General features: G+C 70.9%; 15 protein-coding genes. 6 read left to right on the forward strand and 9 right to left on the reverse strand.

All coding sequences use genetic code 11. From position 1 onward, the window contains the following. Positions 1–3 precede the first annotated feature (3 nt). The 3 genes from RM479_RS04460 to RM479_RS04470 all read left to right on the forward strand — a co-directional run bounded on the left by RM479_RS04460 (position 4) and on the right by RM479_RS04470 (position 4,267). Positions 4–1,434 carry a cell wall protein gene (locus RM479_RS04460; RefSeq protein WP_311510459.1) on the forward strand — a complete coding sequence of 477 codons (1,431 nt, stop codon included), beginning with the start codon at positions 4–6 and terminating at the stop codon, positions 1,432–1,434. Positions 1,435–1,566: 132 nt separating this feature from the next. Beyond that, on the forward strand, positions 1,567–2,238 hold the full coding sequence (locus tag RM479_RS04465) for an HtaA domain-containing protein (protein WP_311510460.1): 672 nt from the start codon (positions 1,567–1,569) through the stop codon (positions 2,236–2,238). Positions 2,239–2,368: 130 nt separating this feature from the next. Continuing rightward, the gene (locus tag RM479_RS04470; RefSeq protein ID WP_311510461.1) at positions 2,369–4,267 is read left to right on the forward strand and encodes an HtaA domain-containing protein; all 1,899 of its coding nucleotides are present in this window, start codon (positions 2,369–2,371) and stop codon (positions 4,265–4,267) included. A 112-nt stretch (positions 4,268–4,379) separates the two neighbouring features. Here the strand turns inward: RM479_RS04470 and RM479_RS04475 are convergent, their stop codons facing one another. The 7 genes from RM479_RS04475 to RM479_RS04505 all read right to left on the reverse strand — a co-directional run bounded on the left by RM479_RS04475 (position 4,380) and on the right by RM479_RS04505 (position 11,333). Beyond that, entirely contained in the window at positions 4,380–4,622 is a 243-nt protein-coding gene (locus tag RM479_RS04475; protein ID WP_274812614.1) for a DUF3039 domain-containing protein, read from the reverse strand. 59 nt (positions 4,623–4,681) lie between these two features. Continuing rightward, a complete protein-coding gene (locus RM479_RS04480) occupies positions 4,682–5,260 on the reverse strand; it encodes a YqgE/AlgH family protein (protein ID WP_311510462.1) in 579 nt (192 codons plus the stop codon). Positions 5,261–5,324: 64 nt separating this feature from the next. After that, complete coding sequence (locus tag RM479_RS04485; protein WP_311510463.1) at positions 5,325–6,737, reverse strand: NAD-dependent malic enzyme; 1,413 nt, start codon at positions 6,735–6,737, stop codon at positions 5,325–5,327. Positions 6,738–7,015: 278 nt separating this feature from the next. Continuing rightward, complete coding sequence (locus RM479_RS04490) at positions 7,016–7,741, reverse strand: cytidylate kinase-like family protein (RefSeq protein ID WP_311510464.1); 726 nt, start codon at positions 7,739–7,741, stop codon at positions 7,016–7,018. 207 nt (positions 7,742–7,948) lie between these two features. Next, positions 7,949–8,905, reverse strand: a complete 957-nt coding sequence (locus tag RM479_RS04495; protein ID WP_311510465.1) for a tetratricopeptide repeat protein — start codon at positions 8,903–8,905, stop codon at positions 7,949–7,951. 76 nt (positions 8,906–8,981) lie between these two features. Next, positions 8,982–10,709, reverse strand: a complete 1,728-nt coding sequence (locus RM479_RS04500; protein WP_311510466.1) for an acyl-CoA mutase large subunit family protein — start codon at positions 10,707–10,709, stop codon at positions 8,982–8,984. A gap of 102 nt (positions 10,710–10,811) precedes the next feature. Further along, positions 10,812–11,333 carry a MarR family winged helix-turn-helix transcriptional regulator gene (locus RM479_RS04505; protein ID WP_311510719.1) on the reverse strand — a complete coding sequence of 174 codons (522 nt, stop codon included), beginning with the start codon at positions 11,331–11,333 and terminating at the stop codon, positions 10,812–10,814. A 312-nt stretch (positions 11,334–11,645) separates the two neighbouring features. Between RM479_RS04505 and RM479_RS04510 the strand changes: the two genes are divergently transcribed. The 3 genes from RM479_RS04510 to RM479_RS04520 all read left to right on the forward strand — a co-directional run bounded on the left by RM479_RS04510 (position 11,646) and on the right by RM479_RS04520 (position 16,629). Continuing rightward, positions 11,646–13,331 carry a glycosyl hydrolase family 18 protein gene (locus RM479_RS04510; protein ID WP_311510467.1) on the forward strand — a complete coding sequence of 562 codons (1,686 nt, stop codon included), beginning with the start codon at positions 11,646–11,648 and terminating at the stop codon, positions 13,329–13,331. A gap of 355 nt (positions 13,332–13,686) precedes the next feature. Continuing rightward, positions 13,687–15,627, forward strand: a complete 1,941-nt coding sequence (locus RM479_RS04515) for a glycosyl hydrolase family 18 protein (RefSeq protein WP_311510468.1) — start codon at positions 13,687–13,689, stop codon at positions 15,625–15,627. Positions 15,628–15,819: 192 nt separating this feature from the next. Continuing rightward, on the forward strand, positions 15,820–16,629 hold the full coding sequence (locus RM479_RS04520) for an alpha/beta fold hydrolase (protein WP_311510469.1): 810 nt from the start codon (positions 15,820–15,822) through the stop codon (positions 16,627–16,629). 145 nt (positions 16,630–16,774) lie between these two features. On the opposite strand, the gene RM479_RS04525 is transcribed toward RM479_RS04520, so the two are convergent. After that, on the reverse strand, positions 16,775–17,236 hold the full coding sequence (locus tag RM479_RS04525) for a PIN domain-containing protein (RefSeq protein WP_311510470.1): 462 nt from the start codon (positions 17,234–17,236) through the stop codon (positions 16,775–16,777). After that, on the reverse strand, positions 17,233–17,490 hold the full coding sequence (locus RM479_RS04530; protein WP_311510471.1) for a hypothetical protein: 258 nt from the start codon (positions 17,488–17,490) through the stop codon (positions 17,233–17,235). The genes RM479_RS04525 and RM479_RS04530 overlap by 4 nt, the downstream gene beginning before the upstream one ends. Positions 17,491–17,503: the final 13 nt, after the last annotated feature.

The raw sequence follows: 17,503 nt of genomic DNA on the forward strand, positions 1-17,503 counted from the left end.
CTGATGCAAGCAGCGGTTTCCCCCCGCCCGGTCACCGGGCGGCACCGGGGCGGGCTCCTCCCTCCCCTGGCCGTCGTAGCGGCCGCGGTGATGATCTCCACCGCGCTGCCCGCCACGGCGAACGCAGCACCGGTCGTCTCGAACGAGGAGACCGGACACCCCCGGATCACCACCGTCGACCGGACCGAGGGACTGGACCCCGAGGGTGACACCGTCACCGTCTCCGGGGTCGGTCACACCCCCGGTTCCGTCATCGAGATCGCGACCCGGGCCGTCCCGGCCGAGGTGGTCGACGACGAGACGGCCGAGGCCGTCACCGACGCGGACAACGCGGTGACGGTCGAGGTCGGCGTGCGCGGCACGTTCAGCGTCGTGTTCGTGACCGGCGCGGGCTTCGCGACCGAGGCGGGCCTGGACGCGGCCGAGGACGCCTTCGAGATCCGGCTCGTGGAGGTCGCGGCGGCCGAGGACGTCGAGAGCGTCGAGGACGTCGTCACCGGGACCTGGGGCGGGGACGTCCCCACCGAGGAGGACGCCGACGAGGACGTCGCGGAACTCGTCGAGTCCCCCGGCGTCGGGATGAGCGCCCCCGTCGTGGTCCCGACGGCACCCGTCGCCACCGCCGTCGTGGGCAGCGTTCCGGTCGGCTTCGCCGTACCCGTGGCCGCCCCGGAGTCGCGCCCGCGGACCACCCCCCAGGCCCAGGCCGCGGCCCCGCAGGCGCCCGCGCCCCGGACTCCGGGAGACCCGAAGATCACCGTGTCCAAGACGACGGGGCTGAATCCGAACGGTGAGACCGTCACCGTCACGGGTACCGGCTACGACACCTCCAAGGGCATCTACGTCGCGCTGTGCGACACCGCGAACGCGAGCGCCACGCAGGCCCCGTCACCGTGCATCGGCGGCGTGGACATGGACGGCTCGGGCGGTGCCTCCGCCTGGATCTCCAGCAACCCGCCGCCCTACGGCGAGGGCCTGGCCGTCGCCTACACCGGATCGGGCACCGACGGCGGCTTCAGCGTCCAGATCACGGTGAAGGCCTCCGACGGCACCACCGACTGCGAGGACTCCGGTGTGAAGTGCGCCGTGGTCACCCGCAACGACCACACCCGGTCCAGTGACCGCGGCCAGGACCACTTCGTTCCGGTGAGCTTCGGCGACGGTTCCGGCTCGGGCGGGTCGGGCGGCGGCTCCGGATCGGGAGACTCCGGCTCCGGCAACGGTGGTGCGGGCGGCGCGGGCGGCGGCGCGGACGGTGATGGTTCCGGAGGCTCGGGCTCGGGTCCCACGCCCACCCTGCCCCGTACCGGCATCGATCTGACCGTCCTGGTCCTGGCCGCCGCCGTGGCGACCGCGACCGGTGCCTTCGCCCTCCTCGCCACGCGGCGCCGTCGCACCGCCACGGAGGACTCCGCCGGGAACGCCGCGGCCTGATCCACGAACCCCACTCTCCATGGCGGGCCGGCGCCCTCACCGGCGACGGCCCGCGGGCCCCATCCGCCGACCCGGTCCCGGATCACCGGGAACGGTCACCGTCCTCCTCTCGATGATCGGAATCGACGAACCATGGCCCCGACGATCACCCGTGGCTCCGCCACGACCCGACACGCGTTCCGCACCCTCACCTCGACCGCCGCCGCGACCGCCCTGGGCGCGGCCCTCATCGTGGTCTCCGCTCCAGCCGCCTCCGCCGAGGCCGCACCGGTCTCCGGCGGCTCCGCCGTCTGGGGCGTCAAGGAGTCCTTCCGCACCTACGTCGGCAGCCCGATCGCGCAGGGCGGCTACGAGGCCGGCGACGGCGCGACCAGGCTCTCCAACGGTCTCATCGACCTCCCCACCGCCGACGGGGAGGTCTCGGACACGTACATCTCCGGTGACGTGGACTTCACGGGCACCGTGGTCTTCACCGGCCACGACTACGGCCAGGGCCCCGTGCTGGAGATCCGCCTGGCCGACCCGCGCGTGGTGTTCGACGGTGCCACCGCCACGGTGTACGCCGACGTCACCAGCCGCGAGTTCCACGGCGCGAACCCGTTCCTGCCCCCGGGCGACCTGATCGGGTACGGCGAGGTCGCCGTCACCGAACTGACCGGCGTCGAGGTCGACGTCACCGGCACGGACCTCTCCTTCACCTCCACCGCCGGCACCCTGCACCCCGACGCGGTCGAACCGTTCGCCGGCTTCTACAGCGCGGGCACCGCCATGGACCCGCTCTCCTTCACCACCGAACTCGACTGACCGTGGTACGGGCGGGCCCACCGCTCCCGCTCCGCCCGGGTCCGCCCGTCCCCCTCACCCCACCGGATGGTCCCGTGACCACGGGCCCCTCCCTCCGCCATCCCCCTCACGATTGGAACCGACGAACCCCATGACCATCACGATCACCCACGGGAGCCCCGCGCGCGGCAGGGTCCGCCGCGCGCTGCGCGCCCTCACCGCCTACGCGGGTGTGGCGGCCCTGGGCGGCGCGTTCGCCGTGGCGACCGCCCCCACCGCCTCCGCGGAGGAGGTACTCCCACTCTCCGGCGGCTCCGCCGTCTGGGGCGTCAAGGAGTCGTTCCGCACCTACGTCGGCAGCCCGATCGCGCAGGGCGGCTACGAGGCCGGCGACGGCGCGACCAGGCTCTCCAACGGTCTCATCGACTTCCCCACCGCGGGCGGCGCCGTCTCCAAGGAGGACGGCTCCGGTGACGTGAGCTTCGCCGGCAGCGTCGTCTTCACCGGCCACGACTACGGCCAGGGCCCCGTGCTGGAGATCCGCCTGGCCGACCCGCGCGTGGTGTTCGAGGACGACACGGCCATGGTGTACGCCGACGTCACCAGCCGCGAGTTCAAGGGCGCCAACCCGACCCTGCCCCCGGGCGACCTGATCGAGTACGGCGAGGTCGCCGTCACCGAACTGACCGGCGTCGAGGTCGACGTCGACGGCGAGGACCTGGTCTTCACCTCCACCGCCGGCACCCTGCACCCCGACGCGGTCGAACCGTTCGCCGGCTTCTACGCCGCGGGCAGCCCCATGGACCCGCTGTCCTTCACCGCGGGCATCGACGAGGTCGGCGGGAACCCCGACCCGGTGCACGACCCCCGGGTCACGGTCACCCCGGCCGCCGACCTGGACCCCGAGGGCGACGTGGTCACCGTCACGGGCACCGGCTTCCGGCCCGGCGCGGGCGTCTACGTCGCGCTGACCGCGATTCCGCAGGCCGCCGACTCCCACCCGGCGCACTGGTACGGCTCGGGGGTGTGGCTGCGCGACGCCACCGCCCCGGACGCCCAGGGCGCGTTCAGCACCCCGCTCGACGTCGTGGGTGCCTTCACCAAGGGCGGCGCCGACTACGACTGCGTCGAGACCCGGTGCTACGTCGCGGTCTTCAACGACCGCAACGACCTGGCCAACCGGGACCAGGACGTGTGGACCCCGATCTCCTTCGCGACCGAGGAGGAGCCCACCGAGGAGCCCACCGAGGAACCGACCGAGGAGCCCACCGACCCGACCGACCCCGAAGGTCCGCTGACCGTCCGGAACGGCCGCGCCGACTGGGGCGTCAAGGAGTCCTTCCGCAACTACATCGTGGGTGCCATCGCCAAGGGCGAGATCACCACGGAGGACGGCGCCACCCGTAACGAGGACGGTACCTTCGCCTTCACCAACGGCTCGGGCCGGGTGGACCTGACCGAGGCCACCGCCGAGATCGACTTCGAGGGCACGGTCCTGTTCGAGGGTCACGTCCACGGCGACGCCGACCCGCTGCTCCACATGACCGTCAAGGACCCGCGCGTGGTCATCGACGGCGGCGAGGGCACCCTCTACGCCGACGTCGTCAGCAAGTCCCTGTCCGACGCCGAGCTGGTCACCTACGAGGACGTCGCGTTCGCCGACCTCGACCTGTCCGGTGTGCAGTACGACCTGACCGACGGGATCCTGAGCTGGGAGCCGATCCCCGCCACCCTGAGCGCCGACGGCGTGCCCGCCTTCGCGGACTTCTACGCCCAGGGTGAGCGGCTCGACCCGATCACCCTGACCGTCAGCGTCGACGAGGACGCCGAGGTCCCCGGCGGCGGCGACGGTGGCGGTGACGGCGACCCCGGTGGGGGCGACGGTGGCGGTGACGGCGGTACCGATCCCGGTCTGCCCAACACCGGCGCCGCCCTGGCCGGTCTGATCGCGACCGCCGCGGTGGCCGTCGGCGCCGGTGGCGTGGCCGTGGCCGCGTCCCGCCGCCGCACGACCGTCACCGATGAGAACGGCGAGGACGCCGAGGTCTAGTCACCCCGGCGGGGGTCCCCGTTCCCGGATGGCCCGAAGCGGGGCGGAGTTCCGGGGAGAACACGAGGGCCCCGGTGCGCGACGCGCACCGGGGCCCTCGGACGGCCGTGGGTCAGGCCATCATCTCCTCGTAGATCTTCTTGCACTCGGGGCAGACCGGGAACTTCTTCGGGTCCCGGTTGGGCACCCACACCTTGCCGCACAAGGCGATCACCGGGTTGCCGGTGACGGCGCTCTCCGTGATCTTGTCCTTCTGGACGTAGTGGGAGAACCGCTCGCGGTCCCCACCATCGTGCGAGGTGTCCGGCTTGGTATCGCTGTCCGGCAGGACCTTGTTGAGGACGTCCATCGACATCGTTCTCACCTTTCGAAGTCTGCGTTCCACGGTATAGGGTGCCGCGGCCCGGCCCCGACTCAGTTCATGGTGGGGTCGTCCGGGTAGGTCGACAACAGCGACAGGCCGCCGCCCTGGCGGCGCAGCACCCGCGACCACAGTCCCCGGGGGTCGGTGGTGAACACGTCGGCCGCGACCGCGTCCACCACATACCAGGCCCCGTCGGCGATCTCCTCCGCCAACTGACCGACGCTCCACCCGGCGTACCCGGCGAAAACGCGGAAACCACCCAGGGCGGTGCCCGGGATCGGCGCGGGACCCTCAAGGTCGACCACCCCGATCCCCGTCAACGCCGAGGCGGGGGCCGACACCTCCAGGGGCGACCAACCGGGCGGCGGCCCGTCGGGGCCGGCCGCGCCGAGCGCGATGCCCGAACCGACACCGACCGGACCACCGGAGAACATGACGGCCGGTTCGCTGGCCAGGGCGCCCCAGTCGACCACCACGTCGGTCACGGGCAGGCCGAGAGGACGGTTGAGGATCACCCCGAGAGTGCCGTCGGCGGTGTCGTCCACGACGAACACCACCGAACGGCGGAACGAGTCCTCCTGCAACAGCGGGGCGGCCACCAGCAGCCGCCCGGTCATCGGCTGGTCCATGCCTGAGCACATACCCCGGAACAGGCCCGGAACCCGTGTCGCGGCCGTCCGGGGACGTCGTCGGTCAGCCGAGGTCGCGGCGGCCCTTCTGGTCGCGCTGGGCGACCTCGCGGACCGCGGTGGCCACGTGCGCCGAAAGGTCGGCGTGGAACACGCTCGGGATGATGTAGTTGGGGCCCAGCTCGTCCTCCGTGACGACGTCGGCGAGGGCCTCGGCGGCGGCGACCATCATGTCGGACGTGACGTTGTGGCTCTGCGCGTCGAGCAGGCCGCGGAAGAACCCGGGGAAGACCAGCACGTTGTTGATCTGGTTGGGGTGGTCGCTGCGGCCGGTGGCGACGACGGAGGCGTGCAGGCGGGCGACGTCCGGGTCGATCTCGGGGTCGGGGTTGGCCAGCGCGAAGATGATCGCGTCGTCGTTCATCTCGGCGACGTCCTCGCCGGCCAGCAGGTTGGGGGCGGAGACGCCGATGAACACGTCGGATCCGGCGACGGCGCCCTTGAGGTCGCCGGTGTAGCCGTCCCGGTTGGTGTGCTCGGCGATCCACCGGAGGTTGGGGTCCGGCTCCTCACGGCCGGCGTGCACGGCGCCCTGGATGTCGCAGACGATGACGTCGCGGGCCCCCGCGTGCATGAGCAGCTTGAGGATGGCGGTGCCGGCCGCGCCCGCGCCCGACATGGTGATGCGGACCTGGTCGAGTTTCTTGCCGACCACGCGCAGCGCGTTGCGCAGGGCCGCCAGGACGACGATGGCGGTGCCGTGCTGGTCGTCGTGGAAGACGGGGATGTCGAGGAGTTCGCGCAGGCGGGCCTCGACCTCGAAGCAGCGGGGCGCGGAGATGTCCTCCAGGTTGATGCCGCCGAACCCGGGGGCGATCACCTGGACGGTGCGGACGATCTCGTCGACGTCCTGGGTGTCCAGGGCGATGGGCCAGGCGTCGATGTCGGCGAAGCGTTTGAAGAGGGCCGCCTTGCCCTCCATGACGGGCATGGCGGCCTCGGGGCCGATGTTGCCCAGTCCCAGGACCGCGGAGCCGTCGGTGACGACGGCGACGCTGTTGCGCTTGATGGTGAGCCGGCGTGCGTCGTCCTTGTTGGCGGCGATGGCCTGGGAGACGCGGGCGACGCCGGGGGTGTAGGCCATGGAGAGTTCGTCGCGGTTGCGCAGCGGCACCTTGGACTTCATCTCGATCTTGCCGCCCAGGTGCATCAGGAAGGTGCGGTCGCTGACCTTGTGCACGATGACGCCGTCGATGGCGCCCAGGGCGTCGACGATGGCCTGGGCGTGCTCGGTGTCGCGAGCGGCGCAGGTGACGTCGATACGGATGCGCTCGTGTCCGGCGGCGGCCACGTCCAGCGCCGTGATCATGCCTCCCACCTGCTCGACCGCGGTGGTGAGGCTGCCCACGGCCGTGCTTCCCGCGTCCAGTTCGAGGCGGACGGTGATGGAGTACGAAACGCTGGGAAGGGTGGCCACGTATTGCTCCTCGGGTGTTGCCTGTGCTTCTGCGTCCGGACGTGCGGACGCCCCCGGGCGCGACGTCGTCGGTGCGCGGCGGGGCATCGGATGTGCGGTGTCCCCATGGTGGCACCGCGGCGGATCTCGGCTCGCGGCCGGGGGGCGTCGCGACAGAGTCGCCTCACCCTACCCGAGTCAAGCCACTGGAGTCAGTACAAGGCGACAATTATCGCTTCGGTGAAAAACCGATGAATTTCCCACCGGATCCGGGGTGGCATCACGATAACGCCGAAGCGTCAGGAGCTCTTCCCGGCGGCCCGGTCCCGGGCCGCGCGGACGATGATGTCGGTGCACGCCTCCAGGGAGAGCAGGGTGCTGTCGAGCATGACGTGGTAGTGGCGCGGGGCTGCCGCGTCGGTGCGGTAGAAGCGCCGGACGTAGGCGGCGCGGGCCCGGTCGTTGTCGTCGCGGGCGCGGGCCGTGGGCGGGCCGACCGTGGACCCGCCGCCCTCGGTCGAGCCCCCGGCCTCCCACAGTTCCCGGGCCCGGAGCAGCCGCGCCTCGCGGTCCCCGTCCAGACGCACGTGCAGAGCGGTGGGGTGGTCGGCCAGGACGATCGCACCGGCCCGCCCCAGGACGACACCGCCCGTGTGGGCGACCTCACCGATGACCAGTTCGGTCTGCTCCACGAACTCGTGGTCGTAGAGCAACCGGCCCTCGTCGTTGACCGTGCCCACGAAGGCGGTGTCGACGCTGCCCAGGGTGACCGTGGGGAGGCGGACGGCACCGGCGAGCAGCCGTTCGAGGCCGCCGGGCGCCCGGTCGTCGCGTTGCAGCGCCTCGTCGAGGGAACATCCGATCCGACCGGCGACGGCGCCGGGCACGGCCCGGTCGAGGAAGGCGACGGCCAGGGCGGCGGCGACCGCCGGACCCACGACACCGCCGCCCGCGCCGTAGGTCGCCGAGATCGTGACGACGGGTCCGCGCATCGCGGTGCGCGGAGGGGGCGCCTCACTGGTCATGGGACACCTGCCGGGGAGATGGACGGGCCGTGGCGCCCGTTCCTTGGACCGGTTGTACCCACCGCCGGCTCCCCTATCCGCCCGCGCCGAAGAACACGGAAGAACAGGCAGTTTTACCGCTTTGTCCGATTACCGATGGGTAGGAAGTGTCGGATCCGGAATGGGACATCCCCCACTCCGGATCCCTTCCCACCCGTTCTCCGACCTCTAGAACAGTGCCGAGGTGAGCCGGCGTCGGGCGGAGGTCACCCGCGGGTCGCCCGGGGGCAGCAGGTCGAACAGCTCCAACAGGTGGGCGCGCACCTTGTTCCGTTCGTCGTCGCGGGTCCGCTTGACGGTGGCGATGAGCCGGTCGAAGGCGTCCTCGAACTTGCCGCCGTACATGTCCAGGTCGGCGACCGTGAGCTGGGCGTCCACGTTGTCCGGGGTGTCGGCGGCGGCCTGGCGGGCGGTGTTCATGTCCACCGTGCGCAGTCGTCGGACCAGGCGGACCTGGGCCAGTTTGCTCTTGGACTCGGTGTCCTTGGGGTCGGCCTCCACCGCCTTGGCGTAGACCGCCTCGGCCGCGTCGAAGTCGCCCCGCTCCAAGGACTCCTGCGCCTCCGCGTCGATCGGGCGCACGTCGGCGGCGGGCTGCTCCCCGCCGGGCTCGACCGGCTCCGGGCCGTCCTCGCCGAACAGGGTGCCGGGGTGGTCGGGGGGGAGGGCACCCTGTTCCTTGAGCGCGGCGAAGGCCTCGACCAGCCAGCCGGTGAGCTGATCCTCGGGCACGGGACCCGCCGGACCGGGCAGGAGCTGCCCCTGCACGACCACGATGATCATCGGGGCGGTGGGCACCCGCAACGCCTGCACGAGCTGTGGGCTGGCCTCACCGTCGACCTTGGCGAGGAACCAGTTGCCGCCGGAGGCCGCGGAGAGCTTGTCCAGGGTGTTCTCCACCTGCTTGGACTGCTCGGACCAGCCGGTCAGCACGGCCAGGACGACCGGAACGGCCATGGACCGCTCCAGGACCTGGGCCTGGAAGTTCGTCTCGTCGACGTTGACGGCGTAAGGGTTGGATCGACCCGACGACTCCGCGGCGCGCTGTTTGGCCTCGCGTTCCATGGCCGCCTTGCGCGCACCGAGGTCGACGGCACTGTTCGGGGAAAAGTCCGAAGGCTGCATGTGTCCATCCTGCCGTATACGCGGTGAGGACGCGGACCGTGCGCCGGCCCGCGTCCTCATCGCGTGGGACGCGGACTCAGAACCGCGGCGCCTCGGTGTAGGTCCCGAACTCCTCGCCCATGGTGGCGCAGATCTCGCCGAGGGTGGCCTCGACGCGGGCGGCGTCCATGATGAGCGGCACGAGGTTCCCTCCCGACCGGACCCCTTCGAGCAGCGCGGCCAGCGTCCGCTCCACCGCGGCACCGTCGCGGGCCTCCCGACGTTCGGCGAGCGCCCGTCGCTGTTCGCGCTCCACCTCGTGACCGATGCGCAGGATGTCGAGTTCGCCGGAGACGGTGGCGGTGTGCCGGTTGACGCCGACGATCCGCTTCTCGCCCTTCTCCAGCGCCTGCTGGTACTGGAAGGCGGACTCGGCGATCTCCGAGCCGAAGTAGCCGTTCTCGATGCCGGCGAGGATGCCCGAGGTCATCGGGCCGATCGCGTGCTCGACGTCGTCGCCGCCGCCCATGTGCCGGATGTGCGCGAAGATCCGCTCGGCCTCGGCCTCGATCTCGTCGGTGAGCGACTCGACGTACCAGGAGCCGCCGAGCGGATCGGCGACGTTGATGACGCCGGTCTCCTCCATGATCACCTGCTGTGTGCGCAGGGCGATCTCGGCGGCCTGCTCGGTGGGCAGGGCCAACGTCTCGTCGAGGGCGTTGGTGTGCAGCGAGTTGGTACCGCCCAGGACCGCCGAGAGCGCCTCGACCGCGGTGCGCACGACGTTGTTGTAGGGCTGCTGGGCGGTGAGGGAGACCCCGGCGGTCTGCGTGTGGAAGCGCAGCCACTGGGCCTTCTCCGTCTCCGCCCCGTAGACGTCGCGCATCCACCGGGCCCAGATCCGGCGGGCGGCGCGGAACTTGGCGATCTCCTCGAAGAAGTCGATGTGGGCGTCGAAGAAGAACGACAGGCCGGGGGCGAACGTGTCGACGTCCATCCCCCGGGACAGCCCCAGCTCCACGTAGCCGAACCCGTCCGCGAGGGTGTAGGCCAGCTCCTGGGCGGCCGTGGCCCCGGCCTCGCGGATGTGGTAGCCCGACACCGACAGCGGCTTGTAGGCGGGGATGTTCTCCGCGCAGTACTCCATGAGGTCGCCGATGAGCCGCAGCTGAGGCTCGGGCGGGTACAGCCACTCCTTCTGGGCGATGTACTCCTTGAAGATGTCGGTCTGGAGCGTGCCGTTGAGGATCCCGATGTCCGCGCCCTGGCGCTCGGCGGCCACCAGGTACATGCAGAAGGCGGGCACGGCCGGGCCGCTGATGGTCATGGACGTGGTGACCTCGCCCAGGGGGATCCCCTCGAAGAGCAGGTCCATGTCGGCGACCGAGTCGATGGCCACGCCGCAGTGTCCGACCTCGCCCAGCGCGTGGGGGGAGTCGGAGTCGTGCCCCATGAGGGTGGGCATGTCGAAGGCGACCGAGAGCCCGCCGCCTCCGGAGGCGAGGATCATCTTGTAGCGCTCGTTGGTCTGGCGCGCGTTGCCGAACCCGGCGAACTGGCGGATGGTCCAGGCCCGGCCGCGGTAGCCGGTGGGGTACAGCCCGCGGGTGAAGGGGAATTCGCCGGGCCAGCCGATGCGCTCGAAGCCGGGGACCTCCGAGCCGGGCGGTGGACCGTAGACCGGTTCCAGTCGTCGCCCGGACAGTGAGGTGAAGTCGGTGTCGCGCTTGCGCGCGGCGTCGTAGCGGCGCTGCCAGCGTTCGCGCCCGGCCTCGATCTCCTCGGCACCGCCGCCGTCGGTGGTGCCGTTCGTGGTGTTCGCCATACCTGGATAGTAGGACGTCCAACTAAATATGTACAGAACGGGGAGCCGCGTCACCCCCCGGGCCCTGGGCCCGGGTCCGGCCGGCGGGTCCCCGGCGCGGACTCAGCGGCTTTCGACGGACCCCGTGACGGGCTCGGGGAAGTCACCGAAGTCGACGCGCAGGCGGGTGAACACGCGGTGCATCTCCCACAGTTCCTCGTCGGAGTAACAGCCCAGCCCGAAGTCCAGGTCGAGCAGGGCGCGCGTGGCCCGCTCGGTGACCTCGCGGCCGGTGTCGGTGATCTCCGCGAGGACGCCGCGGCCGTCGCTGGGGTTGGGGCGGCGGTGCACGAAGCCCTGCCCCTCCAGCCGGTCGATGGTGTTGGTGACGCTGGTCGGGTGGACCATGAGGCGTTCGCCGATCTTGCCCAGCGGCAGCGCCCCGGAGGCGCTGAAGGTGAGCAGGACGAGCGCCTCGTAGCGCGCGAAGGTGAGACCGAACGGCTTGAGGGCGCCGTCCAGCTCACCGATGAGGATCTGCTGGGCGCGCATGACCGAGGTGACGGCGGCCATCGCGGGCGAGGGCCCCCATCTGCGCGTCCAGTTGTCGTGTGCGCGCTCGATCGGGTCGAACGGAAGGTTCAAAGGGTTTCCCACGCCGTCACTCTATGGGGCCCGCCGAAGGGCCGCGTCCCACCCTGTGCGCGAGTAGCCGAGATCAGGGCGCGAGTCAAGGATTCGGCGTGGCCACAAGGGGACAGATGACCCCGCCCGCCACTGGTACGGCCCGTCAGCTCGAAAGATCCGGATGGACCCGAAGGTGGGACCCGCTCCCGCGCCGGAAAGTTCCACCCGGACCGTTGACGACCCCTGTAATTATTAGTTAAGTTTCCTAAAAATTTATCCCCCCAGGTCAGGCCTAGCCAGACACCCTCCGACCGCAGGAGAGTCCACGACGTGAGAGCACGACCCTTCAGGAACCGGATGGCGGCGTGCGCGGCCGCGACCGTGCTGGTGGCGCCGCTCATGGTGGCCGCCTTCCCGGCCGCCGCGGAAGAGACGCCCGCCACAGGCCTCACCGTCACCTACGTGGAATCCGCCCGGTGGAACACCGGCTACAGCGGCGAGATCGTCGTCCACAACGCCTCCGGCACCCCCGTGAGCGACTGGACGATCGAGTTCTCCCTGCCCGACGGCAGCCGCATCCACCAGCTCTGGAACGCCACCCTCTCCGGCGACCCCGCCGGCTACACCGTCACGCCACCGCACTGGGGCGCCTCCGTCCCCGCCGGCGGCACCTACTCCTTCGGGTTCAACGGCCTGCACACCGACGGCTCCACCGACCTCGTCTCCTGCACCGTCAACGGGGCCCCCTGCTCCGGCGACGACGGCGACACCGGGCCCGACCACGACCACCTCAGCGTCGCCTACTACACCCAGTGGAGCGCCCGCGAGCGCGACTACCACGTCGCCGACCTGGTGGGGAGCGGCAGCGCCGAGAGGCTCACGCACATCCAGTACGCCTTCGGCAACGTCAGCGCCGACGGCGAGTGCTTCATGACCGACGACGAGGGCGAGGGCGACGCACTGGCCGACTACGGGCACACCGTCCCCGCCGGCCAGAGCGTCGACGGGGTCGCCGACGACCCCGGCCAGGATCTGCGCGGCAACTTCAACCAGCTGCTCAAGCTCAAGGAGCAGAACCCCCACCTGAGCATCAGCGTCTCGCTGGGCGGGTGGAACTGGTCCCGGTACTTCTCCGACGCCGCCCTGACCGAGGAGTCCCGCGAGCGTCTCGTCGAGTCCTGCGTCGACCTGTACCTGCGCGGGAACCTGCCCGAACTGAACGAGGCCGGCGGCGAGGGCGTCGCCTACGGCGTCTTCGACGGCATCGACCTCGACTGGGAGTGGCCGGGCACCGACGGCAACCCGCACAACGTGGTCCGGCCCGAGGACAAGGAGAACTTCACCGCCCTGGTCCAGGAGTTCCGCGACCAGCTGGACGAGTTCGGTGACGAGACCGACCGCCACTTCGAGCTGAGCGCGTTCGTGCCCGCCGGCGGCTGGCGCCTGGACTCCGGATACGAGCTCGACGAGCTCATGCCGAACTTCGACTTCGTCATGGTGCAGGGCTACGACTACCACGGCACCTGGGAGAGCGTCACCAACCACCAGTCCAACCTGGTGACGGACGCCCGCGACCCCGAGCCGGTCATCTCGGCCGAGCTCATCCGCGACGCCTACGTCTCCCGCGGGGTCGACCCGGCCAAGATCGTCCTGGGCATCCCCTTCTACGGCCAGGGATGGACCGGTGTCGAAGCCGGCCCCGAGGGCGACGGCATCTTCCAGCCCGCCGCCGGCCCGGCGCGGGGCACCTACGCGACGGGCACCGAGGAGTACCGCTTCCTAGAGGAGAAGGTGGCCTCCGGTGACTTCGAGCTCTTCCGCAACGAGGACGCCGGCACCGCCTGGATCTACGACGGCGAGACCTTCTGGAACTACGACGACGAGATCGCGGTCGGCCAGAAGACCGAGTGGGCCCTGGACAACGGCTACTCCGGCGTCATGATCTGGGCCATCGACGGCGACAACGCGCAGGGCGACCTGCTGGCGGCCATCGACGAGGCGCTGCGAACGAACTGACCCGAAGCCTCCCGGTCGGCGGTCCACCGCCCTTCCCACCGCCGGCCGGGAACCGAGCGGCGTCGATGCTCTGATCCGGGGAGCATCGCCGCCACGGCCGGTGCGGACCGATGTGCGACGGTTCGCACCGGCCTCTCCTCATCTCGCACACCACCGGCTCGCACGCTCCGCCCCTCCCCCGCCCCTCCGTTCCACTTTCGAGGCCCGCCATGCCCCGTGCACCGCCCCTCTCGCCCATCGACTTCGCACCCCGCGACTCCTCGGGCGCACACCCACCGTCGCCCCCGGTCCGCCCCCGACGGGCGCACCCGGACGGCGACCCCCCACACCCGCTCACGCACCAGGAGCACCGAAGTTGAGAGCACGACGATCCAGGCTCGCGGCGTTGGTCGCGGCCGTACTGCTCATCCCCCTCGCCCTGTCCCCCGCCCCTGCCTCCGCCGACACCTCCGACGTCACCGTCACCTACGTCGAGACCGGCAACTGGGGCACCGGGTACGGCGGCCAACTCACCGTCGGCAACGCCGGCACGTCGGCGCTGACCGACTGGACCATCGAGTTCGACCTGCCCTCCGGCACCGCCATCACCAGCCTGTGGAACGCCACCCTGACCCGTTCGGGGAACTCCTACACGCTGACCCCGCCCTCCTGGGGCGCCGCCGTCCCCGCCGGGGGGACCTACGGCATCGGTTTCAACGGCACCACCGGTGCCGGATCCGACACCACGCCGGTGAACTGTCTGATCAACGGGTCCCCCTGCTCGGGTGAACCCGGCGAACCCGACACCGAGCCGCCCTCGACCCCCGGCGGTCTGACCGTCACCGGGACCACCGCCACCACGGTCGCCCTGAGCTGGAACGCCGCCACCGACAACGTCGCGGTCGCCGGCTACGAGGTCCTGTCCGGCGGCGAGGTCGTCCGTGCCGTCTCCGGGACCACCGCCACCGTCTCGGGGCTCACCCCCGAGACCACGTACGGGTTCACCGTGCGGGCCTACGACACCTCCAACAACCGGGGCGGCGAGAGCGCCTCGGTGAGCGCGACCACCGACGAGCAGGTCATCGGCCCGCCCACGGAGGGCCGTCGCGTGGCCTACTTCACCCAGTGGGGCATCTACGACCGCGGTTACCTGGTGAAGAACCTGGAGACCTCCGACACCGCGGAGAAGCTCACCCACATCAACTACTCGTTCGGCAACGTCAACGCCGGCGGGCAGTGCTTCATGGCCAACCAGCTCGGCCAGGGCGACGCCTGGGCCGACTACGGCCGTTCGTTCACCGCCGCCCAGAGCGTCGACGGCGTGGGCGACGTGTGGAGCCAGGACCTGCGCGGCAACTTCAACCAGCTGCGCAAGCTCAAGGAGACGCACCCCGACCTGAAGGTCAACATCTCCCTGGGCGGCTGGACCTGGTCCCGGTACTTCTCCGACGCCGCGCTGACCCCGGAGTCGCGCGAGCGCATGGTCTCGTCCTGCATCGACCTGTACCTGCGCGGCAACCTGCCGCTCTTCGACGGTGCGGGCGGCGCCGGCGCCGCCTACGGCGTCTTCGACGGCATCGACCTCGACTGGGAGTGGCCCGCCTCCGAGGGGCACGAGCACAACGTGGTCCGCCCCGAGGACAGGGAGAACTTCACCGCCCTGGTCCAGGAGTTCCGCGACCAGCTGGACGCCCTGGAGGCCGAGACCGACCGCGAGTTCGAACTGACCGCGTTCCTGCCCGCCGACCCCGACAAGATCGACCTGGGCTTCGAGATGGACGAGCTCATGACGGACTTCGACTTCATCACGGTGCAGGGCTACGACTACCACGGGGCCTGGGAGTCCACCACCAACCACCAGTCGAACCTGCTCGTCACCCCCGGAGACCCCGGTCCGCGGATCTTCGCCGCCGAGGTGAGCATCGACCGCTACCTGGAGCTGGGCGTGGACCCGGCCGACATGGTCCTGGGCGTGCCGTTCTACAGCCGCGGCTGGACGGGCGTGCCCGCCGGGCCAAGCGGCGACGGTCTGTTCCAGACCTCCACCGGCCCCGCCCCCGGCAGCTACGAGCAGGGCATCGAGGACTGGAAGGTCATCAAGAACCTGAACGGGTACACCTTGCACCGCGACGACGCCTCCGGCACCGCGTGGCTGTACAACGGTTCCACGTTCTGGACCTACGACGACGAGATCTCCATCGCCCAGAAGACGCAGTGGGCGGTCGACCGGGGACTCGGCGGCGTGATGATCTGGTCCATCGACGGCGACGACGCGAACGGCACCCTCATGGAGGCCATCGACTCGACGCTCGGCTGACCACCGGCACCGACCGACACCGATGAGGGTCCCGGTCCGTGACCGGGACCCTGTGGCGGCGCCCCGTGCCAGGGGGCGCCGCCGTCGTGTTCGGGGCCGGGCGCGGCGTCGCGGAAAAAGGTGCGACGGGGGCGATGATTTCCGCAGGAGCGCCGGGTCTGTACCGGTGAGACCCGAGCGAGAGGAACGGCCATGGCCGAGACGCACACCCTGAAGACCCCCGACGGCACCCTGTACTACGAGGTCCGGGGCTCCGGACCCGCCGTCGTGCTGACCGGGGCGCCTATGGACGCGGGGCCGTTCGAGGCGCTCGCGGACCTGTTGGCGACCGAGCGCACGGTCATCACCCACGATCCCCGGGGTATCGGGCGCAGTCCTCTGGACGACCCCGCACAGGACTCCACACCGGAGCTGCGCGCCGACGACCTGGTGGCGTTGCTGGACGCGGTGGGCGTGGAACGCGCCGACCTGCTGGGCTCCAGCGGCGGGGCGGTGACCACCCTCGCGGCGGCCACGCGCCACCCCGGCAGGTTCGGCACGATCGTCGCGCACGAGCCTCCCCTGCTGGAACTGCTTCCCAACGCCGTCGAGCAGCGCGCGAGCACCGAGGAGATCATCGCGACCTACCACCGGGACGGGATCATGGCCGCCTTCGGGGCGTTCATGGTCAACGCCGGGTTCCCCCTGCCGGAGGAGGGGGAGGGTCAGGCGCCCCCGGAGCAGGAGCCCGGTGAACAGGAGTCGGCGGACGCCCACCGCTTCTTCGCCCACGAGCTGCGAGGGACCACCCGGCACGTCCCCGACGTCGAGGCCCTGCGCGAGGGTCCCGCGCGGGTCGTGGTCGGCCTCGGCGTGGAGTCGGCGATCCTGCTCACCGACCGGACCTCCCGGGCCCTGGCGAAGGCGCTGGGCGTCGAGCCGGTGATGTTCCCCGGCGGGCACGGCGGCTTCGAGGACGACCCGCGGGGCTTCGCCGAGGTCCTGCGCCGCGTCCTGTCCTAGTGCGGCGCCCTTGATTCGGCCTTCAGGGGACCTCGTGATCTACGGCGGTGGTCCCCTTCGAGGTCGCGAACAACGCTCACGGCACCGGCTTTACAGCCGAGCACATGGGCGCAGGCGAAACCGTGCCCGGACATGGGAGGGATGATCAGTCCGCCGTCATCGGAGGCCGAGGCTCGCCTGGCGGACCTTCCCGGACATCCACCCTGCGCAACTCCGGCACCACACCGGCCACCGTGCGAATATCGCCGTCCTCGCTGATCACGATCATCCCGTGGCGCACGGCCGTGGCGCACAACAGAATGTCCACCACTCCCGGGCCCCGTTGTAGTCCCTTCGCCGTCAGGGCAGCGTGAATGGTATCGGCCAGTCGCCACACGCCCCGATCCGCCGAGACCGGAGTTCCGAACAGTTCGAAGAGGTCGTCGACGAGCTGGTCCCGGTCGGCCGTGCTCCGAGAACTGGTGAGCATCTCCAGCCGTACCGGGTCGCAGATCCACACACGACCATCGTCGATATCGTCGGCCCACAGGTCCCAGAGGTCCGCCTCCTGCTGCATCCGCGACCAGGCACAGGTGTCCAACAGGTACGCGTCCAGGTAACCGCTCACTCGGGACTGTCCTTGTAGTAACCGAACACGACCCTGTCGCGTATCCTCTGGCGGGCCAGCGCACGCCGCTTTCGTGTCCCTGAGCTGGTATCGGCGAGTCCGTCGGCGATCGGTGCCCAGTGGCGAATGATCTCGGCGAACTCCTCGGGATCGACCGCCTCCAGCACCTGACGTTCGAACGCCTCACGCATCCGCATGGGCAGTACCCGAGCGATCCCCGCAGGGGTTCGCTCCACCTTTTCCGCTTCCACCATGCCGTCTCCCCCT

It is taken from the genome of Nocardiopsis lambiniae, from assembly GCF_031845465.1.
Taxonomy (GTDB): domain Bacteria; phylum Actinomycetota; class Actinomycetes; order Streptosporangiales; family Streptosporangiaceae; genus Nocardiopsis; species Nocardiopsis lambiniae.